Source organism: Mesorhizobium sp. M0217 (assembly GCF_040321955.1).
Classification (GTDB): Bacteria; Pseudomonadota; Alphaproteobacteria; order Rhizobiales; family Rhizobiaceae; genus Mesorhizobium.
This window is the reverse complement of record NZ_JAMYSN010000004.1, coordinates 167,625-188,135: the sequence shown is the minus strand read 5'-3', so window position 1 is coordinate 188,135 and position 20,511 is coordinate 167,625. Positions and strand designations below refer to the sequence as shown.

Annotated in this window: 22 protein-coding genes; 17 read left to right on the top strand and 5 right to left on the bottom strand. The window is 62.6% G+C overall.

Annotated features, from left to right (window positions below):
* Positions 1 to 21 precede the first annotated feature (21 nt).
* From NKJ18_RS09915 to NKJ18_RS09875, 9 genes are all read left to right on the top strand, one after another.
* Complete coding sequence (locus NKJ18_RS09915) at positions 22 to 1,530, top strand: sugar ABC transporter ATP-binding protein (RefSeq protein WP_023696615.1); 1,509 nt, start codon at positions 22 to 24, stop codon at positions 1,528 to 1,530.
* Between the two features lie 106 nt (positions 1,531 to 1,636).
* The gene (locus NKJ18_RS09910) at positions 1,637 to 2,401 is read left to right on the top strand and encodes an SDR family oxidoreductase (protein WP_023754060.1); all 765 of its coding nucleotides are present in this window, start codon (positions 1,637 to 1,639) and stop codon (positions 2,399 to 2,401) included.
* Positions 2,379 to 3,197 carry a glucose 1-dehydrogenase gene (locus NKJ18_RS09905; protein ID WP_050586867.1) on the top strand — a complete coding sequence of 273 codons (819 nt, stop codon included), beginning with the start codon at positions 2,379 to 2,381 and terminating at the stop codon, positions 3,195 to 3,197. Before NKJ18_RS09910 ends, NKJ18_RS09905 begins: the two co-directional genes overlap by 23 nt.
* 425 nt (positions 3,198 to 3,622) lie before the next feature.
* A complete protein-coding gene (locus tag NKJ18_RS09900) occupies positions 3,623 to 4,597 on the top strand; it encodes an ABC transporter substrate-binding protein (protein ID WP_023709924.1) in 975 nt (324 codons plus the stop codon).
* Between the two features lie 70 nt (positions 4,598 to 4,667).
* Positions 4,668 to 5,747 (top strand): quaternary amine ABC transporter ATP-binding protein, encoded by a 1,080-nt coding sequence (locus tag NKJ18_RS09895; RefSeq protein WP_023709925.1) that lies wholly within the window; start codon positions 4,668 to 4,670, stop codon positions 5,745 to 5,747.
* Positions 5,744 to 7,723, top strand: coding sequence for an ABC transporter permease (locus NKJ18_RS09890; RefSeq protein WP_023735615.1), 1,980 nt, complete (start codon positions 5,744 to 5,746; stop codon positions 7,721 to 7,723). The genes NKJ18_RS09895 and NKJ18_RS09890 overlap by 4 nt, the downstream gene beginning before the upstream one ends.
* 7 nt (positions 7,724 to 7,730) lie before the next feature.
* Complete coding sequence (locus tag NKJ18_RS09885; RefSeq protein WP_023738438.1) at positions 7,731 to 8,531, top strand: hypothetical protein; 801 nt, start codon at positions 7,731 to 7,733, stop codon at positions 8,529 to 8,531.
* 4 nt (positions 8,532 to 8,535) lie between these two features.
* Entirely contained in the window at positions 8,536 to 8,673 is a 138-nt protein-coding gene (locus NKJ18_RS09880) for a hypothetical protein (RefSeq protein ID WP_023726364.1), read from the top strand.
* A gap of 154 nt (positions 8,674 to 8,827) precedes the next feature.
* The gene (locus tag NKJ18_RS09875) at positions 8,828 to 9,622 is read left to right on the top strand and encodes a hypothetical protein (protein ID WP_023754056.1); all 795 of its coding nucleotides are present in this window, start codon (positions 8,828 to 8,830) and stop codon (positions 9,620 to 9,622) included.
* 41 nt (positions 9,623 to 9,663) lie between these two features.
* Here NKJ18_RS09875 and NKJ18_RS09870 read toward each other — a convergent pair whose 3' ends face one another.
* Positions 9,664 to 11,022, bottom strand: a complete 1,359-nt coding sequence (locus NKJ18_RS09870) for a trimethylamine monooxygenase (RefSeq protein ID WP_023709929.1) — start codon at positions 11,020 to 11,022, stop codon at positions 9,664 to 9,666.
* A 267-nt stretch (positions 11,023 to 11,289) separates the two neighbouring features.
* Here NKJ18_RS09870 and NKJ18_RS09865 point away from each other — a divergent pair, with 267 nt between their 5' ends.
* Positions 11,290 to 12,000 (top strand): helix-turn-helix domain-containing protein, encoded by a 711-nt coding sequence (locus NKJ18_RS09865; protein ID WP_023687066.1) that lies wholly within the window; start codon positions 11,290 to 11,292, stop codon positions 11,998 to 12,000.
* Between the two features lie 122 nt (positions 12,001 to 12,122).
* Here NKJ18_RS09865 and NKJ18_RS09860 read toward each other — a convergent pair whose 3' ends face one another.
* From NKJ18_RS09860 to NKJ18_RS09845, 4 genes are read right to left on the bottom strand one after another with little or no spacing between them, the layout of a single operon-like run.
* Complete coding sequence (locus tag NKJ18_RS09860) at positions 12,123 to 13,163, bottom strand: heme-dependent oxidative N-demethylase family protein (protein ID WP_023687065.1); 1,041 nt, start codon at positions 13,161 to 13,163, stop codon at positions 12,123 to 12,125.
* A 9-nt stretch (positions 13,164 to 13,172) separates the two neighbouring features.
* Positions 13,173 to 14,138, bottom strand: a complete 966-nt coding sequence (locus tag NKJ18_RS09855) for a PDR/VanB family oxidoreductase (protein ID WP_023687064.1) — start codon at positions 14,136 to 14,138, stop codon at positions 13,173 to 13,175.
* On the bottom strand, positions 14,135 to 14,731 hold the full coding sequence (locus NKJ18_RS09850; RefSeq protein ID WP_352758172.1) for a dimethylamine monooxygenase subunit DmmA family protein: 597 nt from the start codon (positions 14,729 to 14,731) through the stop codon (positions 14,135 to 14,137). The genes NKJ18_RS09855 and NKJ18_RS09850 overlap by 4 nt, the downstream gene beginning before the upstream one ends.
* A gap of 42 nt (positions 14,732 to 14,773) precedes the next feature.
* A complete protein-coding gene (locus tag NKJ18_RS09845; RefSeq protein ID WP_023668543.1) occupies positions 14,774 to 15,907 on the bottom strand; it encodes an aminomethyl transferase family protein in 1,134 nt (377 codons plus the stop codon).
* A 282-nt stretch (positions 15,908 to 16,189) separates the two neighbouring features.
* On the opposite strand from NKJ18_RS09845, the gene NKJ18_RS09840 reads away from it, so the two are divergent.
* The 7 genes from NKJ18_RS09840 to NKJ18_RS09810 all read left to right on the top strand — a co-directional run bounded on the left by NKJ18_RS09840 (position 16,190) and on the right by NKJ18_RS09810 (position 20,508).
* On the top strand, positions 16,190 to 16,477 hold the full coding sequence (locus NKJ18_RS09840; protein WP_023804352.1) for a hypothetical protein: 288 nt from the start codon (positions 16,190 to 16,192) through the stop codon (positions 16,475 to 16,477).
* Between the two features lie 28 nt (positions 16,478 to 16,505).
* Entirely contained in the window at positions 16,506 to 16,883 is a 378-nt protein-coding gene (locus NKJ18_RS09835; protein ID WP_023668545.1) for a hypothetical protein, read from the top strand.
* A gap of 27 nt (positions 16,884 to 16,910) precedes the next feature.
* The gene (locus NKJ18_RS09830) at positions 16,911 to 17,072 is read left to right on the top strand and encodes a hypothetical protein (protein WP_023668546.1); all 162 of its coding nucleotides are present in this window, start codon (positions 16,911 to 16,913) and stop codon (positions 17,070 to 17,072) included.
* Positions 17,073 to 17,086: 14 nt separating this feature from the next.
* Positions 17,087 to 18,481 (top strand): APC family permease, encoded by a 1,395-nt coding sequence (locus NKJ18_RS09825; protein ID WP_023668547.1) that lies wholly within the window; start codon positions 17,087 to 17,089, stop codon positions 18,479 to 18,481.
* Between the two features lie 42 nt (positions 18,482 to 18,523).
* Positions 18,524 to 19,213, top strand: coding sequence for a hypothetical protein (locus tag NKJ18_RS09820; protein ID WP_023820987.1), 690 nt, complete (start codon positions 18,524 to 18,526; stop codon positions 19,211 to 19,213).
* A complete protein-coding gene (locus NKJ18_RS09815) occupies positions 19,210 to 19,527 on the top strand; it encodes a hypothetical protein (RefSeq protein ID WP_023668549.1) in 318 nt (105 codons plus the stop codon). Before NKJ18_RS09820 ends, NKJ18_RS09815 begins: the two co-directional genes overlap by 4 nt.
* Positions 19,528 to 19,611: 84 nt before the next feature.
* A complete protein-coding gene (locus NKJ18_RS09810) occupies positions 19,612 to 20,508 on the top strand; it encodes a class II glutamine amidotransferase (RefSeq protein WP_023668550.1) in 897 nt (298 codons plus the stop codon).
* The last annotated feature ends 3 nt before the right edge of the window (positions 20,509 to 20,511 follow it).

Here is a 20,511-nt window from a genome sequence, read left to right as displayed (position 1 = left end):
ACCGCTTAAGAGAGCGCCACGATGTCTCCTGATCCTCGCCACAGCGAAAGCCCGCACAACGGGCTCTTCGTCAACGGCCTTTGCAAGAGCTACGGACCGGTCCAGGTCCTGGCCGATGCAAGCTTTGAGGTGCGGCCGGGCGAGGTTGTGGCGCTGCTCGGCGAAAACGGCGCCGGCAAGTCGACGGTGTCCAATATCATCGCCGGCTCGACCCGGCCCGACGCGGGCACCATCATCTGGCGGGGGAAGCCCTATTCCCCCGCCTCGCCTGCCGCGGCAATCGATGCCGGTGTGGGCATGATCCATCAGGAACTGAAGCTGCTGCCGGATCTGTCGGTGGCGGAAAACGTCTATGTCGGGCGCCTGCCGATGCGCGGCGGTCGCATCGACCGCGCAGCGATGAACGCCAAGGCCTCGGCGCAGTTGAAGCGGCTTGGCCTCGACGTCTCGCCCGAGCGCAAGGTGGGCACACTGCGCATCGCCGCCCAGCAACAGGTCGAGATCGCCAAGGCGTTGACGCTCAATGCCGAATTGCTGATCTTCGACGAACCCACCGCAGCGCTCGGCGGCGAGGAAACGGAGCTTTTGTTCCAGCAGATCCGCAAGCTCAAGGCGGAGGGCATGTCCTTCATCTACATCAGCCATCGTCTCGACGAGATCGCGCAGATTGCCGACCGCGTGGTTGTGATGCGCGACGGACGCATCGTCGCCCGCCACGAGCGCGCCGATATTCCCGTGCGCACAGTGGTGGAGCAGATGGTCGGCCGCTCGGTCGAGCGGATGTTCCCGCATCTGTCGCCACCGCGCGAGGAGACGCTGCTCGAGGTCGACAACCTGTCTTCGCCGGAGAAAAGTTTCAACAACGTTTCCTTCTCGGTCAAAGCAGGCGAGATCCTCGGCATTGCCGGGTTGATCGGCGCCGGCCGCACCGAACTGGTGCGGGCGATCGCCGGCGCCGATCCGATCTCGTCGGGCTCGGTGCGCGTTGCCGGCAAACCGGTGCATCTCAGCGGGCCGGCGGCAGCCATCAAGGCCGGCGTCGTGCTGGTGCCGGAAGACCGCAAGGCGCAAGGCGTCGTGCTCGACCAGACCATCGGCGAGAATTTGGCGTTCGGCAATTTCGACCATGTCGCGCCGAAGGGCTGGGTGTTTCCGAAAGCGGTGCAGAAATTCGCCGAAGCCGGCATCGCAAGGCTCGGGGTCAAGGGCAAACCTGGCCAGGCGGTCAGCAAGCTTTCCGGCGGCAACCAGCAGAAGGTGATCATCGCCAAATGGGTGTCACGCCCGCCGAAGGTGTTCATCCTCGATGAGCCGACGCGCGGTATCGATGTCGGTGCGCGCGCAGCGATCTACGACGTCATCGCCGACCTCGCCCGTTCCGGCATGGCGGTGGTGGTGGTGAGCTCCGACCTCGAGGAGGTGCTGGGTCTGTCGCACCGGGTGCTGGTGCTGAGCCGCGGCCGCCAGCGCGGCATTCTCGGCCGCAGCGAGGCCAGCAATGTCGCGGTGATGGAACTCGCCACGAGCTGAGGACAGGAGTCGGAACAAAGCGCAGCAGGTGGTATCCTCCCAAGGACCGGACCGCGCGGGGCGCCAGCAAAGACTGGCGCCCCTTCATTTCAGGAGGGGGAACAACATGAAACTATTCGATCTCAGCGGCGACGTAGCGCTGGTAACAGGCGCCGGCAGCGGCATCGGGCAAGCGATCGCCATTGGATTGGCCGAAGCCGGCGCCGATGTCGTCTGTTTCGGCCACACCTCCAAGGGCGGGCTGGACGAGACGGCGCACAAGATTTCGGCACTTGGCCGCAAGGCGCTGGTGCTGACCGGCACGGTGACGTCGGAGGCCGATCTCGCGTCAGCGATCGAGCGCACCGAGAACGAACTCGGCGCGTTGACCATCGCCGTCAACAATGCCGGCATCGCCGGGGCCGAGCCGGCCGAGACGCTGCCGCTGGAGACGTGGCAGAAAATCTACGACGTCAATGTCAGCGGCGTGTTCCTGTCCTGCCAGGCCGAAGCGCGCGCCATGCTTTCACGACGCAAGGGCTCGATCATCAACATCGCCTCCATGTCGGGTTCGATCGTCAATCGCGGCCTGACCCAGGCGCATTACAATTCGTCGAAGGCGGCCGTCATCCATATGTCGAAGAGCCTCGCCATGGAATGGGCCGATCGCGGCCTGCGCGTCAATGTGGTGAGCCCCGGCTACACGCTGACGCCGATGAACAAACGGCCTGAGGTCGCGGAACAGATCAAGATATTCGAGCGCGACACACCAATGGGCCGCATGGCGACGCCGGAAGAGATGGTCGGGCCGACCGTGTTCCTGGCCAGCCGCGCCGCGAGTTACGTCACCGGCATCGACCTGATCGTCGATGGCGGCTTTGTCTGCTGGTAGGAGAAGAAAAGTGCAGAAGCGTTTTGAAGGCAAGACTGCTGTGATCACCGGAGCCAGCGGCGGCATCGGCGCGGCGATGGCGAAGCGCTTTGCCGAAGAAGGTGCCGCGGTCGTGGTCAGCGCCATCGATACCCGCGTCGAGGACGTCGCCGCCAGCCTGAAAGCCGCGGGCGCCAAGGTCGCGTCGATGCGCATGGACGTTACCAGGAAGGATGAGGTCACCGCGCTGTACGACCTCGCCGAGAAGGAATTCGGCCGCGTCGACATTTCGGTGCAGAATGCCGGCGTCATCACCATCGCCCGCATCGAGGCGATGACCGAGGCCGAGTGGGACAAGGTGATGGCGGTCAACACCAAGGGCGTGTTCCTGTGCTGTCAGGAAGCGATCGCCCGCATCCGCAAGCATGGCGATGGCGGCCGGCTGATCAACACGGCGTCGGGCCAGGCGCGGCAGGGTTTCATCTACACGCCGCACTATGCGGCGTCGAAGTTCGGCGTCGTCGGCATCACCCAGAGCCTGGCCAAGGAAGTAGCCAAGGAAAAGATCACCGTCAACGCGATTTGCCCCGGCATTATCGACACTGACATGTGGGCTTACAACGACGCCGCCTGGGGCAAGCTGATGGGTGACTACAAGCCCGGCGAGCTGATGGCCGAATGGGTGAAGAACATCCCGATGGGACGCGCCGGCAGCGGCGAGGACGTGTCCGGCCTGGTCAGCTTTCTCGCCAGCGACGACGCCACCTACATCACCGGCCAAACCATCAATGTCGATGGCGGCCTGATCATGTCGTGAACGTCAGCTCTGGCGGTTGGCAATCGACCAGTCTGAAATTCCGCAGTGCACAGGGCATCAGCCGTTGCGCCGCATGAACGTTGGTATATATAATTTCATCCCATGAAACGGCCTTGGCGGGGACGGGGCTCGCCGGCCGAGACCATGGGACCTTGATGGCTCGCACGTCTGAGAGCGCCGCTGGAGCGGCGATCGATCTGTTGACGATTGCTCGCGCAGCAATCCATCCGATGCCATGACGCGGGCCCGCCCGGCATCACATAAACACCAAGTCGAGCAACCATTTCGCCTGCGCAAGTTGCGGCTGCGGCACTGGCTTGGTGCGAACGAGCTTGCGTAACGACCCGCCTTTCCAACACAATCAAGAAAAGACGCAAGAAGGGAACGATCAAGAAATTTCCACATGGTTTGACAGGAGAACAAGCATGTCATTTCGCAGTGTGATTTCGAACCTATCAATGGGAGCCTTTGCGCTTGCCACCGCAAGTTCGCTTACATCGCCGGTCCAGGCAGCAGCACCCGAATCCAACGACCCGATCAAGATCGCGCTGTTCGACTGGACCAGCGTCAATCTCAACGCCAAGATCCTTGGCGGTATCCTCGAAAAGCTCGGCTATACCGTCGAATATCCGACAGCCGACTACCTCTCCAGCCTGACCACCGGTCTCACCAATGGCGACCTCGATGTCGGCCTGGAGTTCTGGGACACGACGGCCGGCGAGGCGATGAAGGCCTCCGACGCCACCGGCCAGACCGAGCGGCTGGGCAAGCTCGGGCCGAAGGCCAAGGAAGAGTGGTGGTTTCCCGAATATATGAAGGAGAAATGCCCGGGCCTGCCCAATTGGGAGGCGCTGAAGGACCCGAAATGCGCCGAGGCGTTCTCGACGGCGGAGACGGCGCCGAAGGGCCGCTATCTCGGCGGCCCGGTAACCTGGGAAGGCTTTGACGACGAGCGCGTCGAGGCGCTGAAGCTGCCCTTCACCGTCATCCATGCCGGCACCGACGCGGCGATGTTCGCCGAGTTGGACTCGGCCTATCAGCGCAAGGCGCCGATCATGCTGTGGATCTATTCGCCGCATTGGGCGCCGGCCAAGTACAAGGGCGAGTGGGTCGAATTCCCGGAGTATACGCCCGAGTGCTACACCGACCCGAAATGGGGCACCAACCCGGATGCCAAATATGATTGCGGCAAACCGCATGGCGAAATCTGGAAATACTCCTGGTCCGGCATGAAGGACAAATGGCCGGTCGCCTACAAGGTGGCCAAGGCGTACACGATCGATACCGATGAGCTCAACAAGATGAGCGGCGAGATCGACCTCGGCGGCAAGACGCCCGAAGATGTCGCCGCCGCCTGGATCGCCGCCCACGAAGCCGACTGGAAAGCCTGGGCGCAGTGATCGCCTGACTGGAAGCCAGACCCGGCCCTAGCGGCCGGGTCTTATCTCCATTTTCCAGAAGGACCATTGGATGACGGAAGCGACTGAACCGCAGGCAACTGGCACGCCCAAGGATGTGCGGCCGATAAAGCTTGCCTGCCGCAATGTCTGGAAATTGTTCGGGTCGAACGCGGCCAGCTTCATCCGCGAGCGTGACGGCAAGGCCAGCATGGCCGACATCGCCGCGGCCGGACTGGTCGGCGCGGTGCGCGCCGTCGATCTCGAAATCCGCCAGGGCGAGATTTTCATCATTATGGGGCTGTCCGGCTCCGGCAAGTCGACGCTGGTGCGCTGCATGTCGCGGCTGGTCGAGCCGACCCACGGCAAGGTCGAATTCGAAGGCAACGATCTGCTCAAGATTTCCGATTCGGCGCTGATCGAACTGCGGCGCCATCGCATGGGCATGGTGTTCCAGAATTTCGCGCTGCTGCCGCATCTGAACGTGCTGGAGAACATTGCCTTCCCGCTGAGTATCCAGGGCCAGGACCGGCCGACGCGCGAAGCGAGAGCGCGGGAGGTGATCGATCTCGTGGGCTTACGCGGCCGCGAGCATTTCTATCCGCGCGAACTCTCCGGCGGCCAGCAGCAGCGCGTCGGCATCGCCCGCAGCCTCGCGACCAAGCCGGAGATCTGGTTCCTCGACGAGCCGTTCTCGGCGCTTGACCCATTGATCCGCCGCGAGATGCAGGACGAGCTGATGCGGCTGCAGACCATGCTGCACAAGACCATCGTTTTCATCACCCATGATTTCGACGAGGCGATCAGGCTGGCCGACCGCATCGCCATCATGAAGGACGGCGAGGTCATCCAGATCGGCACACCGGAGCAACTGGTGGTCAATCCGGCGACCGACTATGTCGCCGAATTCACCCGGGATGTCGACCGCGCCAAGGTGATTTCGGCGCGCAGCCTGATGCGTGCCCTGGATGGCTCCGAGCATGGCGGCACGGTTTCGCCCGACGCCAGGATCGCCAGCTTCTCGGCCAGCATCGTCGCTTCGGGAAAACCGTTCGCGGTGGTCAACGGCAGCGGCAAGTCGATCGGCGAGGTGACGCCGCAAGCCGTGATCGGACTGCTGGCCGGCATCGACAAGCAAAGAGCCGGCGCATGACGGTGACTGCAAGCGCCAGCCAAACGAGGCCACCGGTTCAGCGCTGGCTGCTGATCTGGGCGCTGGCGCTGGCCGCCGTGCTGGTGGTATTCCTGCTGCAGGAGAGGCTGCCATGGGCGGTCGACTATCCGGCCGATGCGGTCGTTCCCGTCGCCGACTGGGTCAGTGCGCTGATGCGCTGGATCAAGTCGAACTTGTCCTGGCTGACCCGCTCGATCACCGCGGTGCTCGGCGTTCCCCTCGATTTCGCGCTCGACCTGCTGGCCAAGAATTTCAAGATCGGTCACGGTGCCGATGCCTATGTCCTGCCGCGCCTGTCCTGGATCGGCGTCTGCGTAGCCGCCTTCATCGCCGGGCACGCCGTGGGCGGTAGAAAACTCGGCATGCTGGTCGGCGGCTGCTTCCTCTACACCGCGCTGTTCGGCCAGTGGACCAGCGCCATGCTGACACTGGCACTGATTTCCATCGCGGTGCCGTTCTGCATCGTCACCGGCCTGTTCGCCGGCATCTGGGCGTGGCGCAAGCCATGGGCCGAGCGGCTGATCATCTCCCCTGCCCTCGATTTGATGCAGACCATCCCGACCTTCGCCTATCTCATCCCGATGCTGCTCCTGTTCGGCAACAGCCCGGTCTCGGCGATGATCGCCACCGCCATCTTCGCCACGCCGCCCATGGTGCGGGCAACGATGCTGGGTCTGTCGCGGGTGCCCTCCGAGATCGACGATTTCTCAGAGATGGCCGGCTGCACGGCGCGGCAGAAATTGTGGCGCGTGCAGCTGCCGTCGGCGCGGCCGACACTGATGATCGGCGTCAACCAGGTGATCATGCTGGCGCTGAACATGGTGATCATCGCCTCGATGATCGGCGCCGGCGGCCTCGGCTATGATGTGCTGCTGGCGCTGCGTGCGCTGAAGGTCGGCGAAGCGATGGAAGCCGGGCTCGCCATTGTGGCGCTCGCAATCGCGCTCGACCGGCTGAGCCAGGCGATCGCGCATAAGCAGGCAAAAGGCCACGTTCAACGGCAGGCGAACCAGAGCGTTTGGCGGCGCTATCCCAATCTGTCGCTGGCCATCGCCATCCTGGTCGTGACGACGCTGCTCGGCCTGTTCGTACCGGCCTTCGCAGCGGTGCCGAAGGAGATCACCTTCACCACCGCGCCACTGTGGAAGGCGGCGGTGAGCTGGGTGACGATCAACTTCTTCGACGTGATCGAAGCGTTTCGCGTGGCGCTCATCCTCAATGTACTGAACCCGCTGCGCGCCTTCTGCGAAGGCTTTCCGTGGCTCGGCGCGGTGGCCCTGCTCGGCCTCGCCGGCTATCAGCTCAGTGGCCTGCGTTTGGCCGCCCTTGTCGCGGCGCTGACCGCCTTCTGCGCCGTCACCGGCCTTTGGGAAAAGACTATGGCCACAGTCTATCTCTGCGGCATCTCGGCCTTCATCGCCTGCCTGATCGGCATTCCGATCGGTCTCGCGGCCGCCCGCAGCGACCGCTTCGAAAAGATCGTCACGCCCATCATCGACACGCTGCAGGTGCTGCCGTCCTTCTGCTTCATCATTCCCGTGGTGATGCTGTTCCGGGTCGGCGACGTCACCGCCATGATCGCAACGGTCGCGTTCGCCGTGGTGCCAGCGATCCGCTACACCAATCACGGCATCCGGCAAGTGCCGCCGGCGCTGATCGAGGCGGCGAAGGTTTCCGGCTGCACGCCGCGCCAGACCTTCTTTCGCGTGCAATTGCCGCTGGCGCTTCCCGAAATCATGCTGGGCGTCAACCAGACGATCCTGATGGCGCTGGCGATGATCATCATCTGCGCCATGGTCGGCACACGCGACCTCGGCCAGGAAGTCTTCATCGCGCTGTCCAAGGCCGATTCCGGACGCGGCATTGTCGCGGGTCTCGCCATCGCTTTCATCGGCATCGTCGCAGACCGGCTGTTCAATGCCTGGACGGCGAAGGCGCGGGCAAGACTAGGATAATTGTTGAATGTCCAATCCCGGCGAACCGCCTTTTGCCGTACTCGTCTTCGACATGGCCAAGACCGGCGAGCCGGACGGGGAGCACGTAGTTTCGGGGTTTGAGACGCTGGAGGCGGCGACGTCCTACGCCATTGCGCGGGTTCGCGCCTCGGTGGAGGAGTTGCGCAAGCCCGGCATCGCCACTGCTGAGCTTCGCCAGCTCTGGCACCTCTATGGCGAAGACTGTTCGGTGCTGAACGCCGGAGGGCGCGGCAGCGATCTACTCGACGATTTCATTGCGACGCCGTCGATGCCGGCCGAATGCAACTGGCAAGTTCTCGCGCCAAGGCTGCGCCGCTTCCGCGCCTCGCTGCTGATCTCCAACGGCAACAACGAATCCGTCTGGGCGGGCGGCTTCTTTCGCTCGACCTACAGGCTGACGCGAGACGGCCTCCTCGAGCGCTTTGGCGACGACGCCATTGCCGCCTTCAAGGCCAAGGGGATCGAGCCGGCGGAGCCGACGAAGCTCATGGTCGCCAATTACTTCGAGCTTCCCGACCCGCCCTACCCGCCGCCAGGCGTGACGCTGCGATCCTGGAAGGTCGAGGTCGGTTTTGTCTGCCATGACGTGAAGTTCGGCGGCGACGCCGCCGGAATCTTCGCCTGGCCGCAAGAGCCCACCGACTGGGCGCTCAGAACCATGCAGTTCCTGCTGATGGCCGACATGATGGCCATGCGCGGCGATGGCCCCGACTGGGCCAACGACTGCGAGATACTAACCGCCAAGGTGACCGAGACGGAGGCGCCTCCCGACTATCCGCTGGATTGAAGTGATGATCATCACCTGCCCCGTGGCCGGCACACGCGATCTCGGCCAGGAAGTGTTGGTCGCACTGTCCAAAGTCGCGGCATTGTCGCGGGCTGGCAACAACCTGCCATCGACATCATCGCGGTCGGTCTTCGACCCCTGAGCCGCGAAAGCTCAAGCACGGCTCGGATAGACGGTTTCGCCTCTTCTGGAGTTCGCCTCTTCTGGAAATGGCAGGCCGCGCTCCAGCTCTTGACTTTGACGCATTTTCGCGCGGAAAGCTGCTTCATCCTCGACCAGCCTGAGCTTGCTGCCGAATGCCCGATCAGCGCAAACCGCCTTTTACTGTCGTCGTCTTCGACATGGCCAAAACCGGCGAGCATGTGGTTTCGGGGTTTGAGACGTTGGATGCGGCTACGTCCTACGCGATTGCTCGGGTTCGCGCCTCGGTGGAAGAGCTGCGCAAGCCTGGCATCGCAGCAGCCGAGCTCCGGCGGCACTGGCATATCCATGGTGAGGATTGCACGGTGCTGAACGCCAATGTGCGCGGCAGCGATCTGCTTGACGATTTCATCGCGACGCCGGGGACACCGGCCGAATGCGACTGGCGGGCGCTGGCGCCACGACTGCGCCGTTTCTACGCCGCTGTGAACGTCTTCAACAACGATGGCAAATCTATCCGGGTCAGCGGCTTTTTCCGCGCGACCTACCGGTTATGGCACGCTGGCCTGCTCGCACGATTTGGCGACGACGCCATCGCCTCCTTCAAAGCCAAAGGCATCACGCCGGCAGTGCCGACGAGAGTCTCGGTCGACCATCACTTCGAGCAGCCCGATCCGCCGCGCCCGCCGCTCAGCGATATCAGGCCGTTGCTGTCGTGGAAGGTCGAGATCGATTTCGGATGCACCGATGTGAGGTTCGGCGCCAAAACCGACGGCGTCTTCGCCTGGCCCGAGGAGCCGACCGGCCGGGCACTCAACGACATGACACATCTGCTGATGGCTGACAGGCTGTCTATGTACGGCACCGGCCCGGAGGGTGCCTATTATAGCGAATTGGTGTGGGTCAAGGTGACGGAGACCGATGCGGCTCCCGACTACCCTCTGAATTGAAACTGGGCCGGTGCCGGCGCATTGTTTTGCATCACGCCGACCTATTCCGCCGCCACGCCCTTCACCTGGAGATAGCTTTCCATCGAGTCGTCCAGCGCCTGCAGCCAGGGCGTATGGTGCAATGGCGCCATGGTGCCGGTCATCAGCGAGCGGTAGGCGTGGTCGCGAAAGCTCATAATGTCTTCCGCCTTGTGGTGCTCCCATTCCATGAAGGTCTGGTTGACCGCCTCGACGTCGAAGCCGGGATAGTCGGTCTGGTCCATCAGTTCCTTGGTGTAGTCGCCCTGGAACCAGATCATCTGCTCGGCGTCTTCCAGCGTCTCTTCGCGTGCCCGCCACTTGGCGCCGTGCTCGGCCATCGCCTGTCCCGACGGCAGCTTGATGCGGCCCATGATGACGTCACGGGCGAACCAGGCCTGGGCGTCGAACATGTTGAAAGTGTAGAACTGGTCCTGCATGCCGATATAGGACAGTTTCGGGTTCTTCTCCCACACGACGCCCTCATAGAGCCCGTCCGGCCACATGCGGTTGGCGGTCTTCAGCTTCAGCTCTTCCGTGAGGAACGGGAAGGAATGCAGATAGCCGGTGCACAGGATGATGGCGTCGACATCTTTTGTGGTGCCGTCCTTGAAGTGCGCCGTCTTGCCGACGACCTTCTGCAGCAGCGGCACTTCCTTCCAGTTCTCCGGCCATTTGAACCCCATCGGCTTGGAGCGGTAGCTGGAGGTGATCGATCTGGCGCCGTATTTGTAGCATTGCGAGCCGATGTCCTCGGCAGAATAGGAGCGGCCGATGATCAGTATGTCCTTGCCCTTGAACTCCATGGCGTCGCGAAAATCATGGCTGTGCAGGATACGGCCGTTGAAGGTCGAAAAGCCTTCGAAATAGGGAACGTTGGGAACCGAGAAATGCCCGGAAGCGACGACGACATTGTCGAACTCTTCGGAGTAGGTGACGTCGTTGGTGCGGTCATGCGCGGTGACAGTGAATTTCCTGCTCTCGTCCGAGAAGGTGACCATGCGCACCGGGCTGTTGAAGCGCACCCATTTGCGCAGGCCTGATTTCTCGACGCGACCCTTGATGTAATCCCACAAAACGGCGCGCGGCGGGTAGGATCCGATCGGGCGGCCGAAATGCTCCTCGAACGTATAGTCGGCGAATTCCAGGCATTCCTTCGGTCCGTTCGACCAGAGGTAGCGGTACATCGAGCCGTGGACGGGGTCGCCATGCTCGTCGAGGCCGGTGCGCCAGGTGTAGTTCCACAGGCCGCCCCAGTCCGACTGCTTTTCGAAGCAGACGATTTCGGGGATCTCGGCGCCCTTGTCGGCAGCCGACTTGAAGGCCCTGAGCTGGGCCAGACCGGATGGCCCCGCTCCAATGACGGCAACGCGCGTTTTCATGGCAGGCCTCCCGGTGTCATTCGATTTTTGGAATTGCTCTTACGAAACAAATTTCACTCACAGGACAGTAATTGCCTCTTGGATGCTGTCAACAGGCCTTGTGGAGAAACCGCGTTTCGCCCCAGCGGATTTCCGGAAAAACGGATGACGGCGTAAATCCTGTTCGGACACCATTCGACTTAAGGGGCTTGCTGCGCGGTTGCGTTTCTGTATCGGCACCGAATATGTTCACCTGGAGTGAAATAATCATGGGGATTCGGAGGCGAGATGGCGAAGACAAGTTCCGATTCCAAGACTGCTTCGACAAGGGCAAAGCCACCGGCAAAGGCCTCCGTGGACGGAAAAACCATCCGCGCCCCGCTGACGCAGAATCCGCACGCCATTCGCGACACGCGCGAAAAAGTGCTGGAGGTGGCGATCGGGCGCGAGGTGCGCGCCTTCCGCAAGAAGCTCGGCATCACCGTCGCCGATCTCGCCGTCGCCACCGATATTTCGCTGGGCATGCTGTCGAAGATCGAGAACGGCATCACCTCGCCGTCGCTGACCACACTGCAGGCGCTGTCGAGGGCGCTCGGCGTTCCCGTCACCGCCTTCTTCCGCCGATTCGAGGAAGAGCGCAGCGCCGTCTTCGTCAAGGCCGGCGAAGGGCTAGATGTCGAACGCCGCGGCACCCGCGCCGGCCATCAATACAATCTGCTCGGCCATATCGGCTCCAACACCAGCGGCGTCGTCGTCGAGCCCTATCTGATTACGCTGACCGAGGACTCGGATGTGTTCCCGACCTTCCAGCATGAGGGCATGGAATTCCTCTATATGCTGGAGGGCGAGGTGGTGTACCGGCACGGCAGCAACCTCTATCCGATGAAGCCGGGCGACAGCCTGTTCTTCGACGCCGACGCGCCGCACGGGCCGGAGCAACTGACGAAACTTCCGATGCGGTATCTGTCGATTATTTGCTATCCGCAGAGCGCGGGGTAGTCGGACCGCCGCAGCCCGCTCACCCGGATTGCCCCGAGGGGAGAGGAGTCTGGCGTCAGCGCTGGCGATCTCTTCTCCGCTCGGGGAGAAGGTGGCCGCGCAGCGGCCGGATGAGGGGGCCTTTAGTCCGGCCCGAACCCCGGTGACGTCGCACTGCCATCATCCAGCTTCGACAGCCATTCCACCAATGTCGGCCGATACCGCGTCAGGCCCTTGTAGGTGGCCAGCTCTTCCGGCAAATCCCGGATCACCCGGTGCAGTCGCCTTGCCCATTTCGGCTGTGTCACCAGTTCGTCCATCTTGATCAGATAGCAGCGGATCGGGAAGACGATGCCGTTCGAGCGCGGCAGGCGCCAGAAGCTTTGCAGTTCGACGCGCAGATGCACCTTGTCGCCGACATTTTCGGGCGTCACCGTCGCGCGGTCCGGGCCCCATTTGTGGTAATTCTCCGGACTGGTGTCGAGGCGCGGGTTGATGGTCATCGTCCAGTTGAGACGCCGCGCCGGCTTGCCCTGCTGGATGTTGGTGAGGAACTTCAGCGCCCTGACGAAAATCCCCTTCTCATGCGCCAGCGGCACCGGCGCGTGCCATTCGAAGAAATTCATGCCGATGTCGAAATCGAGCGACCAGTCGGCCTGAGTGGTGACCATGCCGGCGTCCATCCAAAGATTGCCGTCGCGCTGATCGAGAATGCAGAAATCACCCTGGCTCTGGCGGGTGATGTACTCCATCGGCCCGTAAGGCAGTGTCGAGGTGTCGCCGAAGGTGAAGGTGTCGTCGATGCCGAGCGGCCGGTTGATCCAGCGCCAGCGGTCGCCGTCGCGGGTCAGGGTGAAATGCTCGGGATAGCCAAGTGCCTGTTGCTCCATCAAAAGTTCGAGCAGGTCCCAGCCGGCCAGCGTCATATGCGGCAGCGACTGGCAGCGCAGCGGATCGTCGGCCAGCACCAGTGCACGGTCCTGCATCTCGGCGACATAGTGCTCGTCGACGTCGATCAGGTTTTCCAGAACGCTGCCCTTGGGGCCAACCACATGCGGCTCGATGTTGACCGCATACATGTAGGCGTCTTCGTGGAACGGGAACGGAAACCGCCTGATGTGTTCCGGGCTGTTCCTGAAGGTGAAATCGTCGCGAAACGTTTCCTTGCGAAAGGTGATGCCCAAGCTGGCCTCCTATCTTTCCAGGACCAGCGACTTGCCTTCGAAGCGCGACACGCACGGCATGATCTTGCAGCCGGAACGATGGTCTTCCTCGCTGAGCCAGTGGTCGTTGTGGATGAACTTGCCGTCATACGAGACGACGTTGGTCTCGCACTGGCCGCAGACACCGCCGCGGCAGAGATAGGGCGGATCGACGCCGGCGGCCTCGATCGCTTCGAGCAGGCTCTGCTGCTCGCCGACGCGGATGGTCTTGCCGCTAACGGCAAGTGTGACGTCGAACGGCAGGCCGGGCTGGGGTGCCGCGAAATGCTCGTAGTGCACGGTCTCCGCCGGCCAGCCGAGAGCCGCAGCGCGCTCGCGCACCCAGTTGATCATGCCGGCCGGGCCGCAGACATAGAGATGGGTGCCGAGCGGCTGCGAGGACAAGAGACGGTCGAGTTCGATGCGCTCGTCGCGGTCGTCGTGATAGAGCCGGACGCGACGGCCATAGCGCTCCTGCAGCACATCGGCATAGGTGCCGAGCGAGGCGGTGCGGCAGGTGTAGTGCAGCTCGAAATTGCCGCCGGACCCGGCGAGCTGCGCGGTCTGCGCCATGAACGGCGTGATCCCGATGCCGCCGGCAAGCATCAGATGCTTCTTTGCCCTGAGGTCGAGCGAGAACAGATTGACGGGGTAGCTGACCACCATCTCCAGGCCAGGCTTGACGCTCCGGTGCATGAACAACGAGCCGCCGCGGCCGACATCGTCGCGGCGCACCGAGATGGTGTATTCGCGGGTGTCGAGCGGCGATCCCATCAGCGAATAGGGATTGAGCCTTGTGCGGTCGCCATCGCGCATCTCGACCACGACATGGGCGCCGCCGGAAAAGGTCGGCAAAAGCTCACCGTCACGGCGGCGGAAATGGAAGCGCGTCACCAGTTCGTTGACCGGGACGACGTCGCTGACGACGACATCGAGCTTGGTGGTGCCGGTGCTCATGGGAAGACCTCCTCTATGGGAGGGATCTCCGAGCGATCCTCGGCATTTATGCAGACGCCCTGGAATGCTGCCAGCCGTCGCGAATAATGATCGCGCACCAGAAGCAGCAGGCCGCAATGCGCGCAGGTGGCCGGCTGCGTCGTCACATTTTCGGTGATGCCTTTGCAATGCACGCACTGCATGCGCCGCGCCAATGAGCCGCGATGCTCGGTCTGCATGGAGGTATGATCGATGCCGGCTTCGAGCGCCACCTGCATGGCCTGGCCGATCAGCCCTTCGGTGCCGGCGAGATAGAGGCGCAGGCACATATGCGCGTTGGCAAGCGTCTGCTTCAGCCGGGGCAGCAGGCTGGCGAAGGTTGGCGCGACATGAAATTGCGCGGACTTCAGTGCCTCAAGAGCGGCAACGTGCTTGCCGTCGGCCCCGGGAATGAAGACGATTTCGGCGCCGTCGAAGAAGCCGGGGGGCGCCGTCCTTGCCATATCGACGATCGCCAGCGCGCCTTCCGCATCCGCCACGAAAAGATGATGCTTGCCGGGCTGCGGGGACAGGGTTCCGTAAATGGGCCGGCTGATGATCGTTTTGGCTGCCATTCTCTACTTCGTACCTCGAAACCCCTCGCTGTCGATTGTGCCTCAGCCTTTCGCCGTGCGCTTGGTCTTTTTGGGATCGTCGAAGGGCAGAGGCTGCGCCGTCGCCCTGATCGAACCGCTCTTGTTGCGGATCTCGAGCTTGGTGTCCTTGACCGCGCAGTCGACGTCGAGGCGGGCGATGCCCATCGATTTCTCGACCAGCGGCGAATACATGGCGCAGGTGACCACGCCCACCTTTTTGCCGTCGCGATAGACCGGCGCGCCCTCATCCGCGGGTTGCTTGCCGTCGAGCAGCACGCCGTAGATCTTGAAGCGCTCCTTGCCCTTGAGGCGGTAATGCTCTTCGGCGCCGCGAAAGCCGGTCTTGCCGGGGCTGACGGTGAAGTCGAGGCCGAGCTCCCACAGCGTGTCGCCGGGGCCTTCGTTCTCGAACGGATATTTCTGCGAGTTGTCATAGGGATAAAACAGCAAATAACTTTCGACGCGCAGCATATCGAGCGTGGTGAAGCGGCACGGAATGATGCCGGCGCTCTTGCCCTCGTCGAGGATCCTGTCCCAGATCGTGCCGGCGTCCTGGCCGCGGCAGAATATCTCGTAGCCGCGCTCGCCGGTATAGCCGGTGCGCGAGATCATGACGGGAAAGCCGAACAGCTGCGTCTGCATATGATGGAAATAGTTGAGGTCGCGAATGCCCGGCACATGCTTTGAGAGATAGTCGACCGCGGTCGGTCCCTGCAGCGACAGGTCGTGCAGATTGTCGTCGAAGCGCAGCGATACGTCGCGGCCGACGGAAGCGCGCTGCAATTCCTCATGGCCGGTGCCGGAGCCGTGCACCACCATCCAGGCGTTCGGCCCGGTGCGGTAGAGGATGCAGTCGTCGGTGAATTTTCCGGCCTCGTTCAGCATGCAGGCATAGGCCGACTTGCCGGGATAGATCTTCTCCACGTCGCGCGTCGTTGCCAGGTCGATGAGGTGTGAGGCGTGCGGCCCGGTGATGTGAACCTTCTTCAGGCCCGACACATCCATCAGCCCGGCCCTGGTGCGGATGGCGGTGTATTCCTCGTCGGCGTCCTTGTCGTAGGTCCAGGCGGTGCCCATGCCGCTCCAGTCTTCGAGCTTCGAGCCTAACGCGCGATGGCGATCCGCCAGGGTCGAAAATCTCCAGGATGCCGTCATCCGCAAATCCTCCGTTCGAAAATTCTATTGTGTTCCCGGCTCCCTGCGCGAGGCGGGAGCATTTGGTCGAATATTGATCGCAAACGTCCTGATGCCGCAATACCCGGAAGCAAATAATTTCATTGTCAGGCAAAATTCGCGGCTGGGGACAAACGGTTAACCCAACGTAAAATCGGCTTGACAATTGCTGGATTCGGCCCGAATTTATGAAAAAAATTTCACTCTGTTGAAAGAGGCAGCGGGCGGCCAATTCGGGGTCGGGCGCTGGAAAAGGGGAAACCGATGTCAGACCTGCAGCAGCGCATCGAAACGCTGTACCGTTCCGACCTGCGCGGGTCCGCGCTCCTGATCATCTGCCTTTGGGCGACGATCCTCTTCGTGCTCGTCATGACATGGCCCTACATCCCGGACACCGGGATCAAGATCGTCGTCGCCATCGCTGCCGCCGCCGTGCTGATCTTCAATACGGCCGCCATCCTGGCGATGGTCAATCACTACAAGGAAGACAAGGACTTCATCTACGGTCTCGACATCAAGAACGCCGACGCGGCCCGCAGCCGCAAGTCCTGAAAACAGAACGTCCTGAGGGGTAGAAGACATGTCGCGCTACACGCCGCCGGAACAAGGCAAGGCCGGGCAGATTTTCGATATCGTGGTCGTCGTGGTCGCCATTTTCGTGGCGCTGTGGCTGCCATTGAAACTCGGCCTGGCGGGTGCGGCGAAATCCATCGACGCGCTCGATGCCAAAACCTGGGAAGCGTTGGGACAGAACCCGACCATGGCCTCGATCTGGGAAAAGCTCGGCTATACGCCGGAGACCGCGCACGACATCATCCAGAACCGCTTCCACTACATCATCGACTGGCCGACGCTGATCATCATGGCGGCGGTGCTGATCGGCTATTTCGTCTTCCTGTTCCGCGCCTCCGACCGCGAATATCGCGACGTCATCAACGAAAAGTTCGACGACAAGTAACGCCAGAGATTTTGGGGAAGCACGCTCATGTGGGTCGCACTCTCTTACGCATCGTGGGGCATCTCGGTCGTGCTTGCGCTGTGGATGCTCTACGACTGGTTCAAGATCGACACGACCTATTCCGAGGAGGTGCTGACTTCCTCGCGCGAAGGCGAGCTTGAAGCCGCTTCCGAAAAACACCGGATCTGAGTGGGGATTGAACAATGACGATCACGCTTGAACCGGCAATACACGGCGACAGAGTTTCACTGCTGCGCGTGCTCGGCCCCGCCCATGTCTGGGCGCTTGGCGTCGGCATCGTGCTGGTCGGCGAATTCACCGGCTGGAATTTCTCGGCCGACAAGGGCGGCGCACTGGCGGCGCTGATCGTCTGCTGGGTGGTCGGGCTCTTGTACACTTCGGTCGCCATGATCGACTCCGAGGTGACATCGACGGTTGCCGCCGCCGGCGGCCAATACGCGCAGGCTAAGCACATTGTCGGGCCGCTGATGGCCTTCAACGTCGCGCTGTTCCTGGTCTTTGCCTACACCATGCTGGAGGTTTCGGACGCCATCCTGCTCGGCGACACCATCGTCGCCAAGGCCGGCGTCGAAGGGCTCACCCACAACTCCTTCATTGCCGCCACCATCGTCGTGCTGGCATGGCTGAACTATCGCGGCGTGCTGATGACGCTCAACGTCAACTTCGTCATCACGGCGATAGCCTATGTCTCGATCGTTATCCTGTTCTTCTCGGTCAGCCCCTGGACGCAGGGTGCTGTGCTGAAGCTCAACGAACTGGTCACCCCCGGCAATGCGCTGCCCTATGGCTGGATCGGCGTCATCGCGGCCTTCCAGTTCGGCATCTGGTACTATCTCGGCATCGAAGGCACCACGCAGGCCGCCGAGGAAGTGCGCTCGCCGGCGCGTTCGCTGCCTTACGGCACGATGGCCGGCATGATCACGCTTTTGATCGCCGCCGCCATGACCTGGTATGTCTGCGCCTCGCTGATGCCCTGGGAGTACCTCGGTATCACCTATTATCCCTTGTGGGACGCCGGCAAGCTGACCGGCAGCCCGCTGCTGGAAAACCTGTTGTTCGTCGCCACGCTGCTCGCGGCACTGGCGTCGGCCAATGGCTGTATCAACGATGCGGCCCGCGCGTGGTTCTCGCTTGGACGCGACCGCTATCTGCCGACATGGTTCTCGGCCGTGCACCCGAAATACCGCACGCCCTATCGCTCGATCCTGTTCCTGTTGCCGATCGCGCTCGCCTTCGCCTTCATCGCCGACCTCAACCAGGCGATCACCTTCTCAATCCTGTCGGGCGTGCTGCAATACACCTTCATGAGCATAAACATCATGATGTTCCGCAAAAAGTGGCCGCTGGGCACGATCCGCCGCGGCTATACGCACCCGTTCCACCCGATCCCGGCGATCGTGCTGTTTTGCCTCTGCGTGGTGACCTTCTTTGCGATCTTCCTCGGCTACGGCACGCAGCTGATCGCCATGGTCGCCTTCTACTTCCTGATCTCGCTGTGGTTCCACTTCTACCGTTACCGCTATGTGCGCCGCGGCGACCAGTTCACCATGCCGTGGCCGAAGCCGCAGGGCTATTGACAGGAGAGGGCCTGCCGGTCTGGGCGGGCATGGCGTGACGAGGTGTCTGACGTGACGACAGCATTGCTGGCCGGGGCGGTCGCCGTGGCTCTCGTCCTGCACCTCGCCTGGCATACGCGCGCCAGCCGCAAAAAGGCCAAGGCTGATCTTGCAGCCGAGGCAGCCAGCATCCGGACCGTCATCACAGATGCCGTTGATGTCTCCGATGGCACAGCCGGCGTTGTCACCTGGGTCGGCACATGGAACGGACAGCGCGTGCAGCTGCGCACCATCGTCGACACGCTGGCTACGCGAAAGCTGCCGGCGCGATGGTTGAGTGTCACGATCACAGAGCCGGTTGCGGTGCCGGCGACCTTCGACATGATGATGCGGCCGGGCTCGCCGACGACCTTCTCCAATTTCGATCATCTTCAGCATACGCTGCCGAAGGCTCCGGGATTTCCGGCTGAAGCCGTGCTGCGAACCGACCTCAGGGCGGCGCGCTTTCCGCAGAACCTGATCGCCAGCCATCTCGACATCTTTGCCGAAGGCCGCGCCAAGGAACTCTTGATCACCCCGAACGGCGTGCGCATCGTCTGGCTGCTGGCCGAGGCCGAGCGGGCGCGCTACGGCGTGTTCCGGCAGGCCGCATTCGGCGGCGCAAGGCTGGATCCAACGCTGGTCGAGAGACTGCTGACCTCGGCCTCAGTGCTGCGCGATGCCATCAACCGACAGGAAAGGCAGGTCGCATGAGCGCACCCGCACCGACAAACCCGTATCTGGTGCTCGGCGCTGCCATCGTCTTACCGGCCAGCGGCCACGTCATTTTGGGCGTGCCCGTGCGCGGCCTGCAGTTCCTGTTCTTCATGGTGATCCTCGCCTGGGTGACGGCCAAGATCGCGCCGGCCGATGCCAGCTTCGTCGGCCGCCACGCCGGCGGCTTCCTGATCTATGCGCTGTCGATCCTCGATGCCTACAGAATAGCCCGCATCCGCACCGCCACATGGATTCACAGCGCCCGCGACGGCGGCGATAGTTCACAAGGCCGCATCGAGCCGGATACGTAACTACAGGAATATTTTTTTCATACGATTGAATTCGCACGACGCATTCGATACATCATCGTCTAGTGGTAACGTCGGGAGGCTGACATGTGTGGAATCGTCGGACTTTTTCTGAAAGACAAGTCGCTTGAGCCGCAGCTCGGCTCGATGCTGTCGCAGATGCTGATATCGCTCAGCGATCGCGGCCCCGACAGCGCCGGCATTGCCATCTATGGCGCGCCTTCCAGGAATGAAGCCAAGATCACCATCCAGTCCGCGAAGCCCGAGCGCGATTTCCGCGGCCTCGACGCCGAACTCGCGAAGGCCATCGGCGCGCCGGTGAGCATAGCGGTGAAGTCCACCCATGCAGTGTTGAGAACCGCGCCCGACAAGGTCGATGCCGCGCGCGAAGCGCTGCAGTCAATCCGCCCCGACGTGCGCATCATGGGCGCCGGCGAAGCGGTGGAAATCTACAAGGAAGTCGGTCTGCCGGAAGCGGTCGTCGACCGTTTCGACGTCCGCTCGATGACCGGCACGCATGGCATCGGCCATACCCGCATGGCGACGGAATCGGCCGTCACCACGATGGGCGCGCATCCGTTCTCGACCGGCGCCGACCAGTGCCTGGTGCACAATGGCTCGCTGTCCAACCACAATAATGTGCGGCGTGAGCTGGTGCGGGAGGGCATGAAATTCGAGACCGAGAACGACACCGAGGTCGCCGCCGCCTATCTCTCGTCGCAGATGGCGCATGGCAAGAACCTCGGCGAGGCGCTGGAAGGCACGCTGTCCGATCTCGACGGCTTCTTCACCTTCGTCGTCGGCACCAAGAACGGTTTCGGCGTGGTGCGCGATCCGATCGCCTGCAAGCCCGCCGTCATGGCCGAGACCGACCAGTATGTCGCCTTCGGCTCGGAATATCGGGCGCTGACCAAGCTGCCCGGCATAGACAATGCGAGGGTCTGGGAGCCGGAACCCGCAACCGTCTATTTCTGGGAGCATTGAGCT